This is a genomic window from Pseudomonas sp. K5002 (assembly GCF_013386655.1).
Classification (GTDB): Bacteria; Pseudomonadota; Gammaproteobacteria; order Pseudomonadales; family Pseudomonadaceae; genus Aquipseudomonas.
Genome location: NZ_JACARK010000238.1, coordinates 1 through 17,981 on the forward strand (window position 1 = coordinate 1; position 17,981 = coordinate 17,981).

Annotated in this window: 9 protein-coding genes; 6 read left to right on the forward strand and 3 right to left on the reverse strand. The window is 58.7% G+C overall.

The genetic code is table 11. The annotated features are described in order from the left end of the window. The 4 genes from HX846_RS12665 to HX846_RS12680 all read left to right on the forward strand — a co-directional run. Positions 1-149: helix-turn-helix domain-containing protein (locus tag HX846_RS12665; protein ID WP_178965489.1), on the forward strand; the 149-nt coding region annotated here is incomplete at its 5' end. A 74-nt stretch (positions 150-223) separates the two neighbouring features. After that, positions 224-4,489 carry a YncE family protein gene (locus HX846_RS12670; RefSeq protein ID WP_256739810.1) on the forward strand — a complete coding sequence of 1,422 codons (4,266 nt, stop codon included), beginning with the start codon at positions 224-226 and terminating at the stop codon, positions 4,487-4,489. A 174-nt stretch (positions 4,490-4,663) separates the two neighbouring features. Further along, entirely contained in the window at positions 4,664-5,263 is a 600-nt protein-coding gene (locus HX846_RS12675) for a LysE family translocator (RefSeq protein WP_178965490.1), read from the forward strand. A 125-nt stretch (positions 5,264-5,388) separates the two neighbouring features. After that, positions 5,389-9,252 carry an Ig-like domain-containing protein gene (locus HX846_RS12680; protein ID WP_178965491.1) on the forward strand — a complete coding sequence of 1,288 codons (3,864 nt, stop codon included), beginning with the start codon at positions 5,389-5,391 and terminating at the stop codon, positions 9,250-9,252. Positions 9,253-9,355: 103 nt separating this feature from the next. On the opposite strand, the gene HX846_RS12685 is transcribed toward HX846_RS12680, so the two are convergent. From HX846_RS12685 to HX846_RS12695, 3 genes are all read right to left on the reverse strand, one after another. Next, the gene (locus HX846_RS12685) at positions 9,356-11,623 is read right to left on the reverse strand and encodes an autotransporter outer membrane beta-barrel domain-containing protein (protein WP_178965492.1); all 2,268 of its coding nucleotides are present in this window, start codon (positions 11,621-11,623) and stop codon (positions 9,356-9,358) included. A 233-nt stretch (positions 11,624-11,856) separates the two neighbouring features. After that, positions 11,857-13,887 (reverse strand): hypothetical protein, encoded by a 2,031-nt coding sequence (locus HX846_RS12690; protein ID WP_178965493.1) that lies wholly within the window; start codon positions 13,885-13,887, stop codon positions 11,857-11,859. A gap of 144 nt (positions 13,888-14,031) precedes the next feature. Beyond that, the gene (locus HX846_RS12695) at positions 14,032-16,020 is read right to left on the reverse strand and encodes a hypothetical protein (RefSeq protein ID WP_178965494.1); all 1,989 of its coding nucleotides are present in this window, start codon (positions 16,018-16,020) and stop codon (positions 14,032-14,034) included. Positions 16,021-16,297: 277 nt separating this feature from the next. Here HX846_RS12695 and HX846_RS12700 point away from each other — a divergent pair, with 277 nt between their 5' ends. Both HX846_RS12700 and HX846_RS12705 read left to right on the forward strand, forming a co-directional pair. Beyond that, positions 16,298-17,404, forward strand: coding sequence for a LacI family DNA-binding transcriptional regulator (locus HX846_RS12700; RefSeq protein ID WP_372241983.1), 1,107 nt, complete (start codon positions 16,298-16,300; stop codon positions 17,402-17,404). Then, on the forward strand, positions 17,397-17,981 hold a 585-nt coding region (locus tag HX846_RS12705; protein ID WP_178965495.1), incomplete at its 3' end, for a sugar phosphate isomerase/epimerase. The genes HX846_RS12700 and HX846_RS12705, both read left to right, overlap by 8 nt.

Here is a 17,981-nt window from a genome sequence, read left to right on the forward strand (position 1 = left end):
ATTGGCTGGCCAACGGCAAGCAACCCGCCGACGTGGCGATTGCCCTGGGCTTTGCCGACCAGAGTCACCTGGGACGCTGGTTCGTGAGGGCGTATGGCCTGACGCCGGCGGCGTATCGCAAGCGGTGTTCAAGCGTTTTGCAGCGCTAGCTGCGCCACCACCACTCGTCGGCACTGTCAATTCTCACAGGTTCGCCACGCCCCCCGATAGGTGTTTGATCTCCTTGTCAGCCGTCGGCCACTCAGGGCCGCGCCTCATTCAAGGAAGCCTGTCCATGCCCAATTTTCCCATAGCCCCGGATAATGCGCCGCTGGGCGACAACAACCCGCCCGGCAACGCCCTCGTGCTGCATAACCCATCGTCAGGCCTGGCGTCGCGCCGCGTCGAAGACCTCGACCCACCCAAGTCAGCCTATCCGTCGGTCCCGCTGGATGCCACGCTGTATCCTGAAAGAGGGGTCTACGGCCTGGGCATCCGCCACGTGCGCCCCTTTGCCCAGTGGACCTTCGAACGCTGGTTCAACTTCAATTACGACTTCTACGCCCTCTACCTCAACGACCTGGTCAATGCAGTCGCCGCCGATATTGCGCTTGAAGACCGGGACCGTTACGACTTGTTCGTCCCCGAAGAATTCATCCCCGAAGGCGACGTCCAGATATACGGCCGCGTAGTGCGGGCCGGCAGCGGCCAGGAGAGTACGTCGCCGCTGCAAACCATCCTGATCAAGACCACCCGCCCCGGTGGCCGCGATAACGACCCCGGCAGCAAATGGCACCCGGGCCTGGTGATGACGGTGGAAGGCCTGCCTGAGGGCTCCACCGTTAATATAGATAATGCCAACAGCGGGGTCTGGTGCCTGATCCAGCGCTATGAAAACCTGCGCCAGAATGACCAGATCGAGCTGTCGTGGGATGGGGTTTTAGTCACGCATATCGTCAGCCCGGCCGAAGTCGCGGGTTCAGGGCCGATTCGCGTCTTTGTCTCCAGGGACATCATTTTGCAGGGGGGGCATTTCGGCAAGCTGACCCTGCGGTTTCGGGTCTCGGACGTGGTGCAAAACTTCTCCGGGGATAAATACCAGTACTCCAAACCCTACTTCCTGGACAGCGAGCTGGATCCGAACCTGCTTTTTGCACCGATCTTCCTGGTGGATTACGAAGAGGCGACCCAGATCGACTTCGATACCCAGAGCGAGGCAACCTTCGAAGTGCTGGTGACGGTGCCTCGGCAAACCCCGGCGCCCCTGCCGCGGCACCAATTGGCGGTGACCTTGTTCGGTACCCTGGCCGACGGTTCGACCCAGGTGTTCCCCTTGGCCCCGGTGGTGGACAAAAACCTCGGCGTTGAATTTGTCACCGTCGACCGCGAGATTATCGAACAACTGGTGGGCGGGTCCTTCCGGGTCTCGTTCCAGTGGCTGAAAAACGACGGCCGCGTGGAGCAATCCGGCAGTACCTCCGTCAGCGTGGTGGGCACGCCGGTGGCGATGCCGGCAGTGACGGTCGCACCGATCGAGGTGGGGCTGATCGAGCCCGATCAGGACATCACCGTGCAGATCCCCTTCTACGAACCCCACGACCCGGACTGGCTGGAAACCCTGGTGATTGAGCATATCCGCCCGGGCGGCGGTGGCGAAATCTACAAGGAAGAACAACTGGCGGGCGCCCAGGGCGGCACGCGCTACGTCAGCAAAGAAAACCTGAAACAGTTTGAAGGCGTGGGCGACATCGCATTTTATTACCTGGTCAACGATGGCGCCGGACACGTCCTGGACGGCAACGCATTGACCATTCGCAAGTCTCGCGAGCTGTTCGCCCACGTGGGTGAGCGCATCGGCAACATGCCGACTGCACACCTGGAAGGTGCCCTGGGCAACAACATCGACCCCAGCCATGTGACCACGCCCACCTTGCTGCTGACCCTGCCCCTGACCTTGCCCGCACCGCACGGGCAGACCGAAGAAGGTGACCTGATCCACTGGAACGCCATCGGCTCCGGCCTTGACGGCTCGGCCAGTGGCGTTGTGCGCATCAACGGCGGCACGGCAGGCAAGCCCCTGGTTTTCCCGGTGAGCCGGGCGATCCTCGACAACAACAATAATGGCAGCCTGCGCATTACCTATAGCCTCGAACGCAGCGGCCCGCCACGCCTGGTATTGCGCTCCGAGGTGCTCGACCTGACCGTGGGCCGCGGCGTGCAACTGGACCGTCCGGTTATCGACGGCGCCACCCTGTTCCCCGACGCACTCAACCCCCTGGCCGCATTGAGCGGCGCCAAGGTCATCGTGAGATACCGGCCGATGCAGGCCACCGACCAGATCAAGGTCGACTGGTTGAGCCGCGACGGGCTGGGCAGTGCCACCGAGTACACCCTGGGCAACCCGTCCACCAACGAAGTATTCGTGACCATCCCGGCGCGCACCATCGCCAGGGGTATTCGCCCCGGTGGCAACCAGATCAGCGTGCAATACCACTTCAACCGTGGCGCCTTTCCGTACCCTTCGGACACTGTCGACCTGCACCTGCTTCCCCTCACCGGGCTGCCCACACCGACGATCGACGGCATTGGCGACAGCACCCTGCTCGACCTGTCGAAACTCAATGACCAGGCCCGCGCCCGTGTATCCGTCTGGCCGTTTATCGATGCCGGGCAGTTTATGTGGATGAGTTGGGAGGGCACGTTTGCCGACGGCAGCCCGTACCGCGAGGACACCTACACCGCCAACCTGGTCACCGAAAACGGTGCCGCCAACGGTATCTCGCCACCCGCGCCAGTGGACAAACTGCAGCGCTTGATGGATGGCTCGCACCTGACCATCCGCTTCTGGGTCAGCCTGGCAGAAAGCCCCGACAAGAACACCGCCGTGCTGTTTGGCGTGCGTGAACACCGTGTGCAAACCCTGCCCGCCGTGCTGCCGCACCCACGGTTCAACGACCAGCCCGGGGCAACGCTGACCATTCAGCCGCTGGACCACGTAGACAACGCCAGTGTCACGGTGGCGTATGGCGGCATGAATCCAAGCCATTCCATCCAGTTGCAATGGATTTTCCCGGATGGCGGTGTTGCGGATATTGGCGCCAAGGACGGCCTGGACGGCGGTCGTGTGGATTTCGTCATTACCAATGAAGTGCTGGCAGACAGCGTCGGCAAAACCATTGAGTTGCGCTATGTCGCCACCATCAATGGCAGCCCGGTGCCTTCAGAGGTTCAAGTGCTGAGGGTTGAAAGCATCGCACCAAATAACTTGCCGCGACCGTTGATCAATAGCATCGCCAATGGCGGTTCGTTGAATATGGATGCCATTGTCGGCAACCCGCTGGCCTCTGTGGCTAAATGGGATTTGAGTAAACAAGGGCAAAAAGTCTGGTTGACATGCACTGCTGACAGGGTAGAACCATTGTACATCCTTGACGGCTATAGCATTACCTCGGCGGAAGCCAGGAACGGCTTGGCGAGCAAAGCCGTCGAGCGCAGTTGGTTCCTCTACCTGGCAAACGGCGGGATATTTACCCTGACGTGCAAGGTGACGTTTGATGGCAGTGACGATGAGTCAAGCGCGGTGGTGTTTCAGCAGACGACGTATAGCGTTGTAAGACGGGTGGGAATTATTGGCGCTATTGACGTGGCACGCCTTCCTTACTCGGTAATTGCAAGCCCGGAAAGTAGACGAGTATATACAACCTCGCAATACGGGATATCGGTTATCGATACCGCCAGCAATAGCGTAATTCGCACAATCCTAGAAGTAACTTCAAGCAACTGCGCAATTTCGCCAGACGGCTCAATTCTATACATAATCGGAGTTGGACTTGAAGTCAGAGCAATAAACACCGCAAACTTCAATATCATCAGGAGATTTTCTGTCCCCACTCCAGCATTTGAGCTGGTACTCAACCCGAGTGGTACGCAACTTTATACTAAAAGTACAACCACCATTGACATCTACGATGCCAATAGTGGGCGCCACTTGGCTTCGATACCTGTGCCCGCAAACGGCTTAGGGGCCACAGCCCAGGCAATGGCATTTAGCGCCGACGGGAGCAGTTTTTATACCCACGGGGTGATCAGGAACGGTGTAAACGCACTATTTGTAATTGACACCACCACTTACAAGATAATTACAACAATCGAGCTATCAGGATTTGCTTACTCACTCGCGGCCGACCCTCATAATACATCGCTCATGTATTGCACGACGTCACGTGAAATACTCATCTTCAATACCGACAGCCACACACTTCACAAAACCATTTTGCTCCCTAGCGGCAGTCGGAGCACTGACATATCCGTCAATCAACAAATTGCACGCGCGTATGTGGTAACCACTAGTAATCCAGGAACACTTTTAACCGTTGATACGCGCACGGAGGAGATAATAGGCAGCATTGATATCCCGCGCCGCGCCTACGATGTTTGCGTATTACCCGACGGTTCAAGACTTTATACAGCCGACTTTATCGACGACAAAGTGACAGTCATCGCTTTATAAGTCACAGCCAACACCGGGACAAATCCATCTTAGTCATGGATTTGTCCCGTCTTTTTATCCCCCACTACCCCTGCCTCATATACCGATGCGCTTGCCCTGCTCAAACCTTCCAGACACGCCACCACGCACCTGCAACCATCGACTCCATCGCCCCACCTACGGAGTCGCCCCACCATGTTCCCTACCCTGTTGCCCTTCCTTTTATTCGCTTTTGTAGCCTCCATCACCCCTGGCCCCACCAATATCCTGGTGCTGAGTAACAGCGCACGGTATGGCTTCAAAGCCGCACTGCCTATCGTGCTGGGCGCATGCGCGGGGGCGGCGGGGATTGTGCTGCTGGTAGGCTGCGGCGTTGGCCAGTCGCTGGCGCACTGGCCCCGGGTGCAGGCAGCGATGCAATGGCTGGGGGTCGCCTGGCTCAGCTACCTTTCCTGGCAGATTTTCAGCGCCCCCGCCGAGTCAATCGACCCGGCTGCCGTGCAAACACCCCTGGGCCTGGCCGGCGCCGCCAGCCTGCAACTGGTCAACCCCAAGACCTGGATGATGGCCCTGGCGGTGGTGAGCGTGTTTGCCGGCAATGGCGATGAACGCCAGAGCCATGTGCTGTACCTGTCGCTGGCGTTCTTTGTGATCGCCTTGCCGTGCCTCGGCGCGTGGGCATTGCTGGGGGTTGGAAGCAGCCGGGTGTTTCGCTCGCCCAAGGCCATGCAACGGTTCAACCGCTGCATGGCGGTGTTGTTGCTGGTCTCAAGCTGGCTGAGCATCTGGGTGTAGACACAACCATTCGTCGGCACTGTCAGTTTTCACAGCTATCCGCTATCGGGGCTGCGGGTGTTTGATTTCCCTTGCCTATATGCACAGCCAGCGCTGTGCGTGACTTCCAGCAAGGAGTGGTCAGCATGCCCAACCAACCGATCGACCCCGATGACAATGCCTCGGTCATTGAAGACCCAGGTGTACCTGTTTCCGACAGCCCCCTGACCCTCCTTGAGCCCGCGCCCCTGCCGGTGATCACGGCTGAAGACCTGGCCCCGCCCTATTCGGCGTTCCCGCCGGTCTCGCTTGACCAGTATCCCGATGAACCTTACGCCTATGGCCTGGGCATTCGGCATGTTCAGCCCTATGCGTATTTCGTCCTGGAAAAATGGCACACCTGGGCCATCTTCGACGCCTTTGAGTTGTACCTCAATAACGATCTTCAGGCGTCTGGTGTCGTCGAGATGGACCAGGATCGTTATGGCATGTACGTCATCGCCGAACGCATGCCTGAAGGTGAAGTTCAAGTGCGCGCGCGGGTAGTGCGCGCAGGCAGCGGCCAGGAAAGCACCTCGCCGCCGCAAAGCATATTGATCAAGACCACCCGTCCCGGCGGGATTGAGAACAATGGTGACGACAAATGGCACAGTAAACTCAGCCTGAGTGTCGACGGCTTGCCCGAAAGCAGCACGATCAACATGGACACGATCAGTCGCGGGTTATACGCCGTGATTGCGCCCTATCCGAACGTGCGCAAGAACGACACCATTGAGTTCTATTGGGACGGAGTTGAGATCAGGCACCTGGTCACGGCCGCCGAGGCCGCCGGTATCCAGCCGATCAGGGTATTTATCAGCAAGGAAAATATTCTCAAGGGCGGCCTCAACGGCGCACTCACCCTGCGCTTCAGGGTGTTCGATGTGGTTCAGAATTACTCAGGGGAAAAATACCAGTACTCCAAGCCGTATGGACTGGTCGCCGAACTGGACCCCAGCTTGATGAGCGCGCCGTTTTTCCTGGTGGATGACGCGGAAAGCCGGCAAATCGATTACGACACGCAAAGTAATTCACTGTTCGAAATCCTGTTGCAGACCCCACGGGTGACACCGGCCCCGCTGCCCCCAAACCAGGTCACGATTACCCTGACGGCCACACTGGCGGACGGCACGATCGAAGAACTGGTGCTTGATCCTGTCGAAGTCAGGAACGGTCGGGAAGAGATCTTCCCAGTGGACCGCGATTTGATCGAGCGCGTCATCGGCGGCTCGTTCAGGGCTTCATTCGTCTGGCACACCGCCACCGGTGGCCACCTCGGGCAGTCTGGCAGTGTCACCGTGACGGTGGTGGGTACACCGACCTCGATGCCGGCAGTGACCGTGACCCCGAGCGAGCTGGGCCTGATCAACCCCGACGATGATGCGTTTATCAGCATCCCGTCCTACCAGCCACACGCCTACGATTCGATGGAAACCCTGGTCATCGAGCAGATTGTTCCAGGGGGCGGTGGAATGCGCTATTCCGACCCGCAACTGGCCGGGGACCAAGGGGGCACGCGCCGGGTAACCAGCGAGGTGCTGCAACGCTTCAAGGGATTAGGTGACGTCGCGGTGTACTACCTGGTCGATGACGGCGCAGACAGCCAGTTGCATGCCTACGGTGCGCTGATCGAACGCAAATCCCGGGTGCTGACAGTACGCATCGACGAACGCCTCGAAACCATGCCTGCCCCCACCCTGCAGGGTGCGATTGACGACAACGTTGACCCGGTTGACGTAGTGGGCGACAGCGTGCTGCTGACGCTACCCTATACGGCAACCAGGAGCCGCGACCATATCCAATGGAACATTGTGGGCACGGGCACAGGCGGTTCCGCCAGCGGTTCGGTGACGATCAACGGTGCGACACAGGGCCAGCCACTGGTACTGCAGGTCAGCCGTGCGGTGCTGGATAACAACTTCGATGGCCAACTGCGCATCACCTACAGCCTGGAACGCGAAACCCCGCTGCCGAAACTCACCTTGCGCTCGTTTACAACCCTCCTGACCGTGGGCCGTGGCGTGGAACTGGATGCGCCTGAAGTCGTGGAAGCCGAGCAGTACCCTGACCGGCTTGACCCGCTGGCGGCTCAATCGGGTGCAACGGTGCTGGTGAAATACCGGCGCATGCGCGAGAGCGAATCGTTTTCAGTGAAATGGGTGACGGCCGATCTGCTGGGCAGCACCGTCGAAACGGGTTGGGGCAACCCCGACACCAATGAAGTGGGTGTGCCGATAGAGGCCCGTACCATTGCCAAGGGCATTCGCAACGAGCGTAACCGCATCAGTGTGCAATACAGTTTTACCCGCAGCGGGTTTCTCCATGAGTCGGATACTCTGAACCTGGACCTGCTGCCGTTGAGTGGGTTACCCACACCAACCATCGACGGGGTCGGCAACAGCGTGATCCTGCCGACGAACGAGCTTGTTGCTCAAGCCCGCATCCGTGTGGCGGCCTGGCCTTTGGCCTTTGAAGAGCAGTTCATGTGGCTGCAATACACGGGTACCAACACCGACGGCAGTGCGTTCAACCTGGACACTTTTATCGCCGCCCCCGTTGGAGAAAGCGCCACCCTGGGTGTCTCGCAACCCATACCGTTGGCGGAGCTGCAAGGCCTCAGGAACGAGTCGCACCTGACCATTCGCTTCTGGGTCAGCCTGGCCGAAAGCACTGATAAAAACACCGCAGTATTGTTTGGTGTACGCGAGCATATCATCCAGTCGATCCCCGCCACATTGCCGCGCCCGGCCTTTGCCAATCTGCAAGGCGCCACCTTGACCATCGACCCACAGGACTGGCAGAACAACGCCTATGTGGCGGTGGCCTATAACGAAATGACCGCGGCCCACCGCATCGCCCTCGAGTGGATTTACCCGAACGGCACCATGGCGACCATCCCGGCGCAGAACGGTAACACCAATAAGCGCGTCGACTTTCAGATCAGCCGGGACATCCTCGCCAACAGCGCGGGCAAATTGATCGAGCTCCGTTATATGGCGACGATAGGGACGACTACTGTCCCGTCAGAAACACAGAAGCTGACCGTCAACCGTGTTCCGTCCTCGGCGCTGCCTCGGCCGCTGATCAATGGCGTCCCTACAGGCGGTGAGTTGAACCTCAATAACTTCAGCACCAATGCCACCTTGAGTGTTGCCCCTTGGCCTTTGGCCGCAACGGGCCAGAAGGTCTGGGTGCAACTGACCAGGGCGGGCAGCGCGCCGTTGAATGTGCTGACAAACTACAGCCTGCCAGCGGGAGAAGTATCGACCGGCTTGGTGAACAAGGCGGTACTGCGCACATGGCTGGACGGCCTGCCTAACAACAGCACCATCACCGTAACGTGCAAGGTAACGTTTGATGGCAGCAGCGTTGAATCCACGGCCATTACGTTCCCCACTGCGACCTATACGGTAATTACTTCGCTGAGGATTGATCAAAGTCAATTAAACCTGAATGGAGTTAGGATCATTGCAAACTGGTCCCCAAGAGGGCAAGACTGGCCGAACAATACGGCGACTCGCGTGGCCAGTGGTGGCGTGCCAAACTATCGTTATAGCTCCAGCAATCCCGCGATTGCTTCAGTAGATGCCTCGTCGGGCAAGGTGACAGGTAATCGCAACGGATCGGCAGTTATCACTGCTTTTGATAGAAACAATATTCAAAGGCAGTATACAGTTAATGTTTCCAACATCTATCAACTGCAAGTCAACGAGACGGAACAAAGTTCTCAGGCTCAGATAAACTGGATGCGATCGATAGGAGGCTACCCGATAGTTTCTACTGTGGGGACTGGTCCTTTGGACCGGCTCAACACTATATATTATCCACCAGCGCGCTCAAAACATTACGGGCTTTGCGAGTTCAGTCCGCATGCGTGGTACTGGTTCGTGCACATATCTGCCCCTATACAGTTATGGGCGGTAAACTCTTCCCATGCAATCTACGGAGGATGGTGCCTTACTCGCTACTAGCAATTATTCATCAAAAAATGATGGGGACAGATCCATTTAACCCCAAACCCCCCACCCACAAAAAAAGGAAGCCTCGGCTTCCTTTTTTCTTTATCCCTGTTTCCTAGAAATCGTAACGCACTCCCACATTAACCCCCCACGGCTGATCCACCTTCTTGCCCTGGGCATGTTCAATATCAGCGTGCAGCTTGACGTTCTTCGACACCGACATCGCCACGCCCGCTGCCACTTCAATACGCGAACCGAACACATCGTTGTTGAAGCGCTGGTCGTTCACCTTGACCTTGTTGCTGTGGTTGAACTCATGGGCCAACGCTGTACGCAGGTAGGGCTGCAGCACCCCGCCGCTCTCCAGCTGGATATTCTTGCCACCTGTCACGCCGAGCTTGCCCACCACGGAGGCGCTGCGATCACCCTTGGCCTGCAGGCCATTGTCCAGCTCGTAACTTTGCGCCTGGATAATCGCTGTGCTCAGTTGCGAGTACGGTTCTACAAAGTAACCATCGTCGAGCTTGATATGCCGGCCGACTTCCGCCGATGCGCTCACGGCATTCTGCGTGTAGTTGCCCTTGGCACGCTTGCCGTCGCTCATGGTCACGTTGACCTCGTTGTGCAAGCGGTTGAGCTTGACCACGCCGTCGAAGTACAGCCCGCTCTCGTCGTCGATCCAGGTGGCATAACCCCCCAGGTAGTAGCTGTTGACCTTGCCGCTGCCGGAAGTGTTGGCGCTGATGTCGGACGTGCTGTGACCCGCCATGACACCGGCCATCCACTGGCCATCTCCGCCCGACAATGGCGCATCGGCACCCAGGCTCAGGCCACGCTGGTTTTGCGTGTAGCCACCACCGTCCTTGTTCCCGGCTACCTCGTATTTGTTGCCGTAGCCACGCATCCAGAACCCGTTGCTCTGGCCGTCGCTGAAACGCAGTTCACCCATGCGGGTACGCAGCAGGGACATCTCGCCGTACAGCACGGTGGGGGCCGTGTTGAACAACGCCATCACGGTTTTGGTGCTGTTGCTGGTGCCACGACGGTTAGGGTCGAGGTACCAGTCGGTGTCTTCCTTCTTCAGCCCGTAGGAATAGGCGCCCACATCCACGGTGTCGCCGTCCAGCGAGAAGTGCGCATCGCCACCTTCGGTGTGCACCACACGAATCGGCAAGGCACTCGCCAACTCGGAGCCGGTCGCCGCCAACAGCAGGCTGTGGTTGCCCGTGGCAACCCCGTTGACGCTGAGCAAGTCGGTCTGGCCGGTGCTGAAGTCGGTGTGCATCACATAGCTGCCGTCACCCGACAGGCTGTTGACGTCCAACTGGAAGAACTCATCGGCGCCGCCAAAGTGCACGGTGCCGCCGCCCATGATCAAGTCGCCGACTGAACTGTCATCCACCAGCATCCAGTGGGACGCTGAATTGACGCTCAACTCGGCGACGTTCTGCAGTTTGCCGGTGAGCCAGGAGCCATTGTTGAGCTGCAACCTGGCGGTGCTGCCGTCTTCGACCACCACGTCACCGACCAGGAAGCTGCGGTCGACGTTCATGTTGGCGGTGGCGCCATTCATGACTTCCAGCAGCACACCGTTTGCGCCGGTCAGCGTGGAGCCATTGAGTACATGAATATCAGCAAGGGTGGATTCCCCGGGCCGGAACGAGCCGACCTGAATCGCCGAACCGGTCTTGCCCTCGACGCTCGAGCGGTCGAGGATCAGGCTGCTGGCCAAAGTCGGGTCGTTATCCACGCCCATCTTCACGCCAATGTCTCCACCAACGATGCTGGTATTGAACGCACGGGCCTGGCCATTGAACAGTTCGATACCCACGCCATCATCTGCGGTCGCCTCGACACGCGAATCGGTCAGGTCCAGCACACTGTGGGCACTGGCCGAGGCACCGCGGGTGCTGCCGGTGATGTGACTGTTGACGACCGTGACGCTGGAACCATTGGTGGCGCCCAGGGAACGGGCCGCTGCCAGCCCGGTTCCGTTGTTGTGGGTAACGTTGCTGTTGGTGATCAGCACGTTGCTGCCCGTGACATGAACCCCGGCCCTTGCCGAATCCCGCGCAACGACGTCCGAACCATCGATGCGGATGTCGGAGTTGATTGCGGCAATGTCCCGGGTGCTGCTGCCGGCATTGACAATCAGGGTTGCGGAATTGGCAGTGATTTGCAGGGTGGGCACTCCCAGAACCGTCAGGCGGGAACCTGCACGCAATTCAAAAGTGTCAGGGCGCGGGCCAGGCCCCACCATTTCATCCGGGCCGGTCACGACACGCGCTTCGGACAGCTGCGCCATGAGCATCAGCAGTGTGACGGCCTTGGCCTTGAAGGCAAGGCTTAAGGGAGTTGGTTTGAAATTGAATGGAGCTGACATCTTTACGGACCTCTGGGTTGGCGTTCCTTTACGGAAAAAAAACTGGCCGGTTCCGAAAAGCGTGTGGACCCTGCCAATCAAGCGGCGCCCAAGGTACCCAGAGCTGTTCCCAACATCTGTAGGACTAATCCCAAGGTGCTGTGCTGAAAGTGAATGCAGTTTGTAGTCGACCCAACGGCAAAAATGCCAAAGAGGAGCAAGGCTCCTCTTTGGCATTAGGGCTCAAACAAGTATCAAGGAAGCGGGACGGCAGTACCGTCGCAGAAAAAGCCATTCGTTCCACCTATCCGAACCCCGCGAACAAGAGGATGCGCTTCATCGGAAGGTAATGGTCCTTCAGGCAGGTTGATGGTGTACCAGATCCGCGCGGAGCCGGCCAGCCTTGCACCCGAGTTGGGCTGGATGGGTTTGTAGATGGTCTCATAGGGCCCCAGGAGCAACTCGAACCCAGAATTGATCATGGCTTGCGTGAGCGGTATGGAGTCCACACGACCCACTGCTGCCGGGACCGCTACCATTCCTGCATTGTCGCTGTAGCCCTGCCAGTGCAGCGTAACCACCATCCTCAGTTCAAAGTGCTCCGAAGACGGGATAAACACCACAACGTTTCCGGGAGGATTTTCAGGCCTGAACGTAGTGCAGTTGATCGCCCCTGCGTCCGACAGATGTCGTACCACCGGCGGGGCAAGCTCTTTGAAGTTGGCATTCACCGTCACCGTCGTGTCAGGGGAAAACTGGCGGTTGGTGCTGGCCCCTTGGGCAATGGTGTAGAACACCGTCTTGCGGCCATTGCCATGACGCTCAATGAAGCTCCACGGGATTGAGAGCGGAATCACCTGGCCAGCCGAGGCGCCAGTCACCGGTTGGGTAGCAACGAGTTCGCCCGAATAGTAAAGGCGGATCGTAAAGTCGCTGGCATCCGGTGTGGGTGCCGTACTCCATAACCTTACCCGAGCAATTGCAGGCCGGTTGGCGTGGTCGCGCTCCAGTTCGTCGTCGGGGCCCTCGGTACCGGTTGCGTCCACCCCGTTCACGACTACGGGCAGCAGGTCATCGTTGATCGGGTCCGGGCCAATGGGAGTGGGGCCGACAACAAACAGGTCCAGGTTGACGGTGGTGGTCGGTGTCGCCGGGTTGTTGACAGACCGCCGCCGCACCACATAGGAAACCGTCAACGGCAATAGCCCTCGAGTGGCCCCATACAGGATTTCCAGCACCCTGTACGGAACGTAAACCTCCGCCGGGAAACGGCTGTTGCCCAGTGGCTGGGCCTCCAAGTTAACGGTGGTGATGCTTGTCCTCAATGTGACGAGGAATTCATCTCCATCGACGCCGCGCAGAAAGTTCGTATATTCAGGAATACGCACGATCATGCCGCCGTCCAGCGCAACGTCCGCCCGATCAATCAATACATCGCCGGGGGGAGAGGTTCGGTCAACCAGGGGGGCCAGCAGGTTCTCGGGCGCTGGAAACAGGCCCACGTCCATCTCGTAGGCAGTCGAAAGCCGCGCCCAATTCCCTGCCGCGTCGAACAACTCATACCGCAAATTGCGCAGGCCATCCGGATTGGCGTCAACCACGGATAATGGCAATGGAAAGCTCAGGTCCGCAGGCAGATTCCAGCGTGGCGAAGGATCGGGCGGGTTGGGTGCATAGGGCGTATCGGAGCCATTATAGTAAAGATACGCCCAATCGCCGTCTGCCCGACCATGCGCCACATAATCCGGGATCGTAAACACTGCAGACTCATTGGGCTTGCTTTCAAAGTAGTCGCGGTCGGCAGGTGTCGGCAGGTCGGCAGGCGGAATCGGCGCCGGCGGTGCATCGGGGGAAATGGCATACGGTGGTGTCAGGTCAACGACAACGGTCTGCGGATCTGATTCGGAATAGTTGTCAACGCCACGTACTTCAATTCCGTACTTGATTTGGTACCGCCCCGCGGGCCGCCGACCTTGAGCAATGTTCACCACTGTCTCAGGCCCTGGGGCAACAACGGTGAAATTATAAATGGGCGTGCCCCACTCGGTGTCATCGAAATTTTTCCACCAAACACTGACAAGATCGTCAAGAAACGGATGGGTATCGGCGTCAGGCCATAGTGGAATAGAGAAATTCAAATTCTCACGCAGGTTGTACTCCCGTGAAAGCAATCCAGGGTAGCCAGGCACCTCACCTTCAAGAATACCATCAGGCAAGGCGTCAGTCGTATTGGCACTTCGATTCTTTGCATAGTTACGGATAAAGTCGAGCGTGTCCTTTTTCATTACGTGTCTCCAGATATTAAGACGAATTACATCTCACCCACACTTCCCTACCATTGACGTAGCCGTTCGCGTCGCGAGACAAAGCGCTTGCACGCCTATCACACGCCGACTATTCCCTGCACAACAACAAATACACCCAGTCCTTTAATCTTTGACCAACGTTGCCTTTCCATCACTGGTGCAACTAATGACATCCCCGGGTTTACAAAACCCACCCGTTGGAAAGGTCAGGTCGACACGGATATGTCCGCTCCCCTTGACGTCTGGCCGGGAGTCACCCACCTTGCCCAGGTTGCGCCACACTTCGAAACTGGCGACAGCTGAACCGTATTCGCGCATAGGCTCCAAGGTCCGGTCGAACGGTTCCACCACAACTTTAATACCGTTATCAATATGGGGTTGCAGCACTTGGATGGTTTCTTCGTATTCAGTGCCAGCAATAGGATCAACCCAGTTATTACGCGCATAGCCTTGCCAGTGAAAACGCACCTCGTCGTTAAGTTGCAGGCCGATATTGCCCGGAATCAACCAATGCACGCCATATAAAGGCGAAGGCGAAGAACAACAGGTCACATACTCGCTAGTGAGGGTGTGCTGAACTTGCGGAGGAGTAAAATCAATCAGCGCCGTCACATCGACATTCACAAAAGTTGGCGGCGACTGTTGTTCGTTGACCCCATTACTGGTGAGGTAATGGACCGGCAGACGTGGATTGACCGTCCCCTCGATCAGATTCCAGGGAATATCGGTAAACCACACCAACTGCCCTCCTACCTCCCCCAACTGCACGGGATGGCTGGCCACCGGGCCAACACCGTTCCAGAACAGACTGAGCAATTGACCCGCAACCGGATCTGCAAACAAAGGAACATATGCCTGGGCAGCCAGCCCACGATCCAGATGATTGAGCTGATTGGGAGTCTTGGAGCCGCGCCCTATCACCGTGACGCTGGCCAGGGTCGGGTTAAGCAATGCGGGCGCATTGGGATGGTCCTGGCCGGCAATCGTCAGGTCGACATTGAACCGTTCCGATAAGGAACGAAATGGAGGCAGGGCTCCGCGAATGATTTCGTAGCGCACCACCGCCGCTTCGGGAACCAGTACAGGCGCAGGCCCCCTGAGGGTCAGCCATGGAATTTCCACATCACAAGGAAAGCTCAGTACCGGCTGCGGGACTGTCGGACGGGCATTCCAATAGGCGATTACCTGGTCCCCCGGCGCCCAATCGTCGTAGGCGGGGTCAATGCGCATGAACACGCCACGACGTGCATCATCGCGCTTGATCAGGCCGTCGTCGTATGCCGGTGGCCGAATTTGCGGACGCGGCAAGTTGCTCGGCAACGGCGTCAGTGCCAGCTGAAACAGCAGTCCGGCACTCTGGCTGCTGAAATTGCCTGCCTCGTCAAAAATGCGGTAGAAAATATAGGCGTCACCGTTGTTCAACCTGCGAAAAATATCGGGGTCCACGTAAGCAACCAGCGGGTCTGAGGCTAACGCGATCACGTACTCGGCGTCCGCCGCGCTTAGCGGCGGGTTATCCCGGTTGGACAGGTAGAATTCAATCCGGTCCTTGTCCGAGCGCACGGTGTAAAACGGAATATTGAACGCCACCGGCACGTTATCGAGCAGGTATTGCTCATCGACGTTCGGGGTCGGGGCAACTACAAAACCCACAGTATCCAGAGGGTTCAGTAACTCAGGCGAGTCCAGATCGATGGTGAGTGTTCTCCTGGGATTCAACACACCAACGCCGCCAAAGGAGTCCTGAACCGTGTAGTAGAGTTGCGCGGTGCCGGAGCCCTCATCAGTCAATCGTGACAGGGGCACCTCCAGTGAGATCACCGCAGGCAGAGGGGGTGGCGGGCCAAACACCTGCCGCGAATCAACCACCTCATCGACACCCGCCCACACCCAGTGGAGGCGCACGGTGTGCGGCTCATCCAGCGCCTCGGGGCGCGGGTTCCACATCGGGATGTTGACCTGCAGCGGGCCCTGCAGGCGCGAGCGCGGGATCAGGCCCCGGGGGTCACCACTGTCGACGCCGGGTATGTCCATCGGGTCCAGCAACACAGTGCCCCCGTCGTCCGCGCCCAAGGGTTTGATCAGGTAAGTGGATTCAGAGACGTCAGACATGGATTTAATCCTCAACACGGTGGACAGTGGCCTGCCCGGCAGGCGGCGTGTGTATATCAAGTGGCGTTGAGAGAATTAAGCGCCCGATTCCTTCGTCCGGATACTGTCAGAATTAACAGGTAGACCCCTCCATTCGTCGCTTTTGCTCGGCCTTGCTGCCTGGGCGGTTACTGAGCAGCGCTTGACGAAATTTCCTACTTGGTGTTTCCTGAAACCGGTTTCAGCGATTGGTTTCGCCTTGGAACCCAGATAAATCCAATAAGAAAGGCCCACCGCCGTGACTACTTTCTCCGCCGCCCAACGCAGCCGCGTGACCATGCTGGACGTCGCCGAGCGCGCCGGTGTGTCCAAGGCCAGCGTGTCGCGCTTTATCGGCGACGACCGTGCCCTGCTCTCCGATGCCATCGCCCTGCGCATCGAGCAGGCCATCGATGAGCTGGGCTATCGCCCCAACCAGATGGCCCGCGGCCTGAAACGCGGGCGCACCCGCCTGATCGGCATGCTGGTAGCCGATATCCGCAACCCCTATTCGATTGCCGTGATGCATGGCGTGGAAACCGCCTGCCGCCAGCACGGCTACAGCCTGGTGGTGTGCAACACCGACCGCGATGACGAGCAGGAGCGCCAGCACCTGGCGGCCCTGCGTGCCTACAATATCGAAGGGCTGATCGTGAATACCCTCGGCCATCACCTGGACCAATTGCTGGAACTGCAACGGGAAATGCCCCTGGTGCTGGTGGACCGCAAGGTCGAACCGCTGCACAGCGACCTGGTAGGGCTGGACAACCCGGTGGCGGTGCGCATGGCCGTGGAGCATCTGGAACAGCAAGGCTATCGCGACCTGCTGTTGGTGACTGAAGCCACCGACGGCACCAGCTCGCGGCTTGAGCGCCTGGACAGCTTCAAGGCGGAGATGACCAACCGTCCGACGTTGACCGGCGCCGTACTGGAGTTGGATGGCGAACTGGAACAGCGTCTGCAAAAGTTTCTAGGCAAATCCGGCCCCAAGGCGTTGTTCTGCGCCAACGGAATCGCGGCACTGGCGTGTACCCGTGCGTTGAAAAATCTAGGCTGCGACCTGTTTGATGACGTGGGCCTGATCGCCCTGGATGACCTCGACTGGTACCCGCTGGTGGGCAACGGCATCACCGCCCTCGCCCAGCCCACCGAGGCCATTGGCGCCAGTGCGTTTGACTGTTTACTCAAGCGTTTGCGCGGCGATAGCCAGCCCCCACGCACCCTGGACTTCTTGCCACAACTGATTATCCGGGGCTCGACCCAATCCCTTGTGGGAGCTGGCTTGCCTNNNNGGCAAGCCAGCTCCCACACGTTTATTTTGCGAATAAAAATGAAACCGGTTTCAGAGGTCCACAACAATGCATAAATACCCCGTCTCCATCAGCCTTTCCAGTTACGGCGCCGACCTGGTCCGCCAGCAAGGCCAGTTGAGTTTCGTCGAGGTGCTGGCTGCCGCCGGCGCGCAACGCATCGAATGGCGCGAAGAGCTGCTGACCACCGAACAACCCCATGAGCTGGCGCAAGCTGCAGCCGATCAAGGCCTGGAGTGCGTGTTCTCATCGCCCCTGGAACTCTGGGTGGCCGGTCGCTCACAGCCCAATGCCGAACTGGCCGTCACCCTCGACCGCGCCCAGGCATTCGGCGCCCGCTGGCTGAAAGTCTCCCTGGGCTATTTCACCGACACCAACGACCTCGACAGCTTGAGCGCCCTGCTCAACCGGCATCCGGTCAAGCTGCTGGTGGAAAACGACCAGACCCTGCACGGCGGGCGCATCGAGCCGATGCAGCGCTTTTTCAACGAAATCGAGCGGTTGGCGGTGCCGGTGAAAATGACCTTCGATATCGGTAACTGGCAATGGCAGGACCAGTCGGCGACCACCGCTGCACGCCTGCTGGGCCGCCACGTGGATTACCTGCACTGCAAGGCCGTGGCCCGCCGCGCC

Bases quoted from the DNA above. Each gene is read 5' to 3' on its own strand.
- HX846_RS12685 (WP_178965492.1), bottom strand. From the start codon at position 11,623: ATGTCAGCTCCATTCAATTTCAAACCAACTCCCTTAAGCCTTGCCTTC.
- HX846_RS12680 (WP_178965491.1), top strand. From the start codon at position 5,389: ATGCCCAACCAACCGATCGACCCCGATGACAATGCCTCGGTCATTGAA.
- HX846_RS12675 (WP_178965490.1), top strand. From the start codon at position 4,664: ATGTTCCCTACCCTGTTGCCCTTCCTTTTATTCGCTTTTGTAGCCTCC.
- HX846_RS12695 (WP_178965494.1), bottom strand. From the start codon at position 16,020: ATGTCTGACGTCTCTGAATCCACTTACCTGATCAAACCCTTGGGCGCG.
- HX846_RS12690 (WP_178965493.1), bottom strand. From the start codon at position 13,887: ATGAAAAAGGACACGCTCGACTTTATCCGTAACTATGCAAAGAATCGA.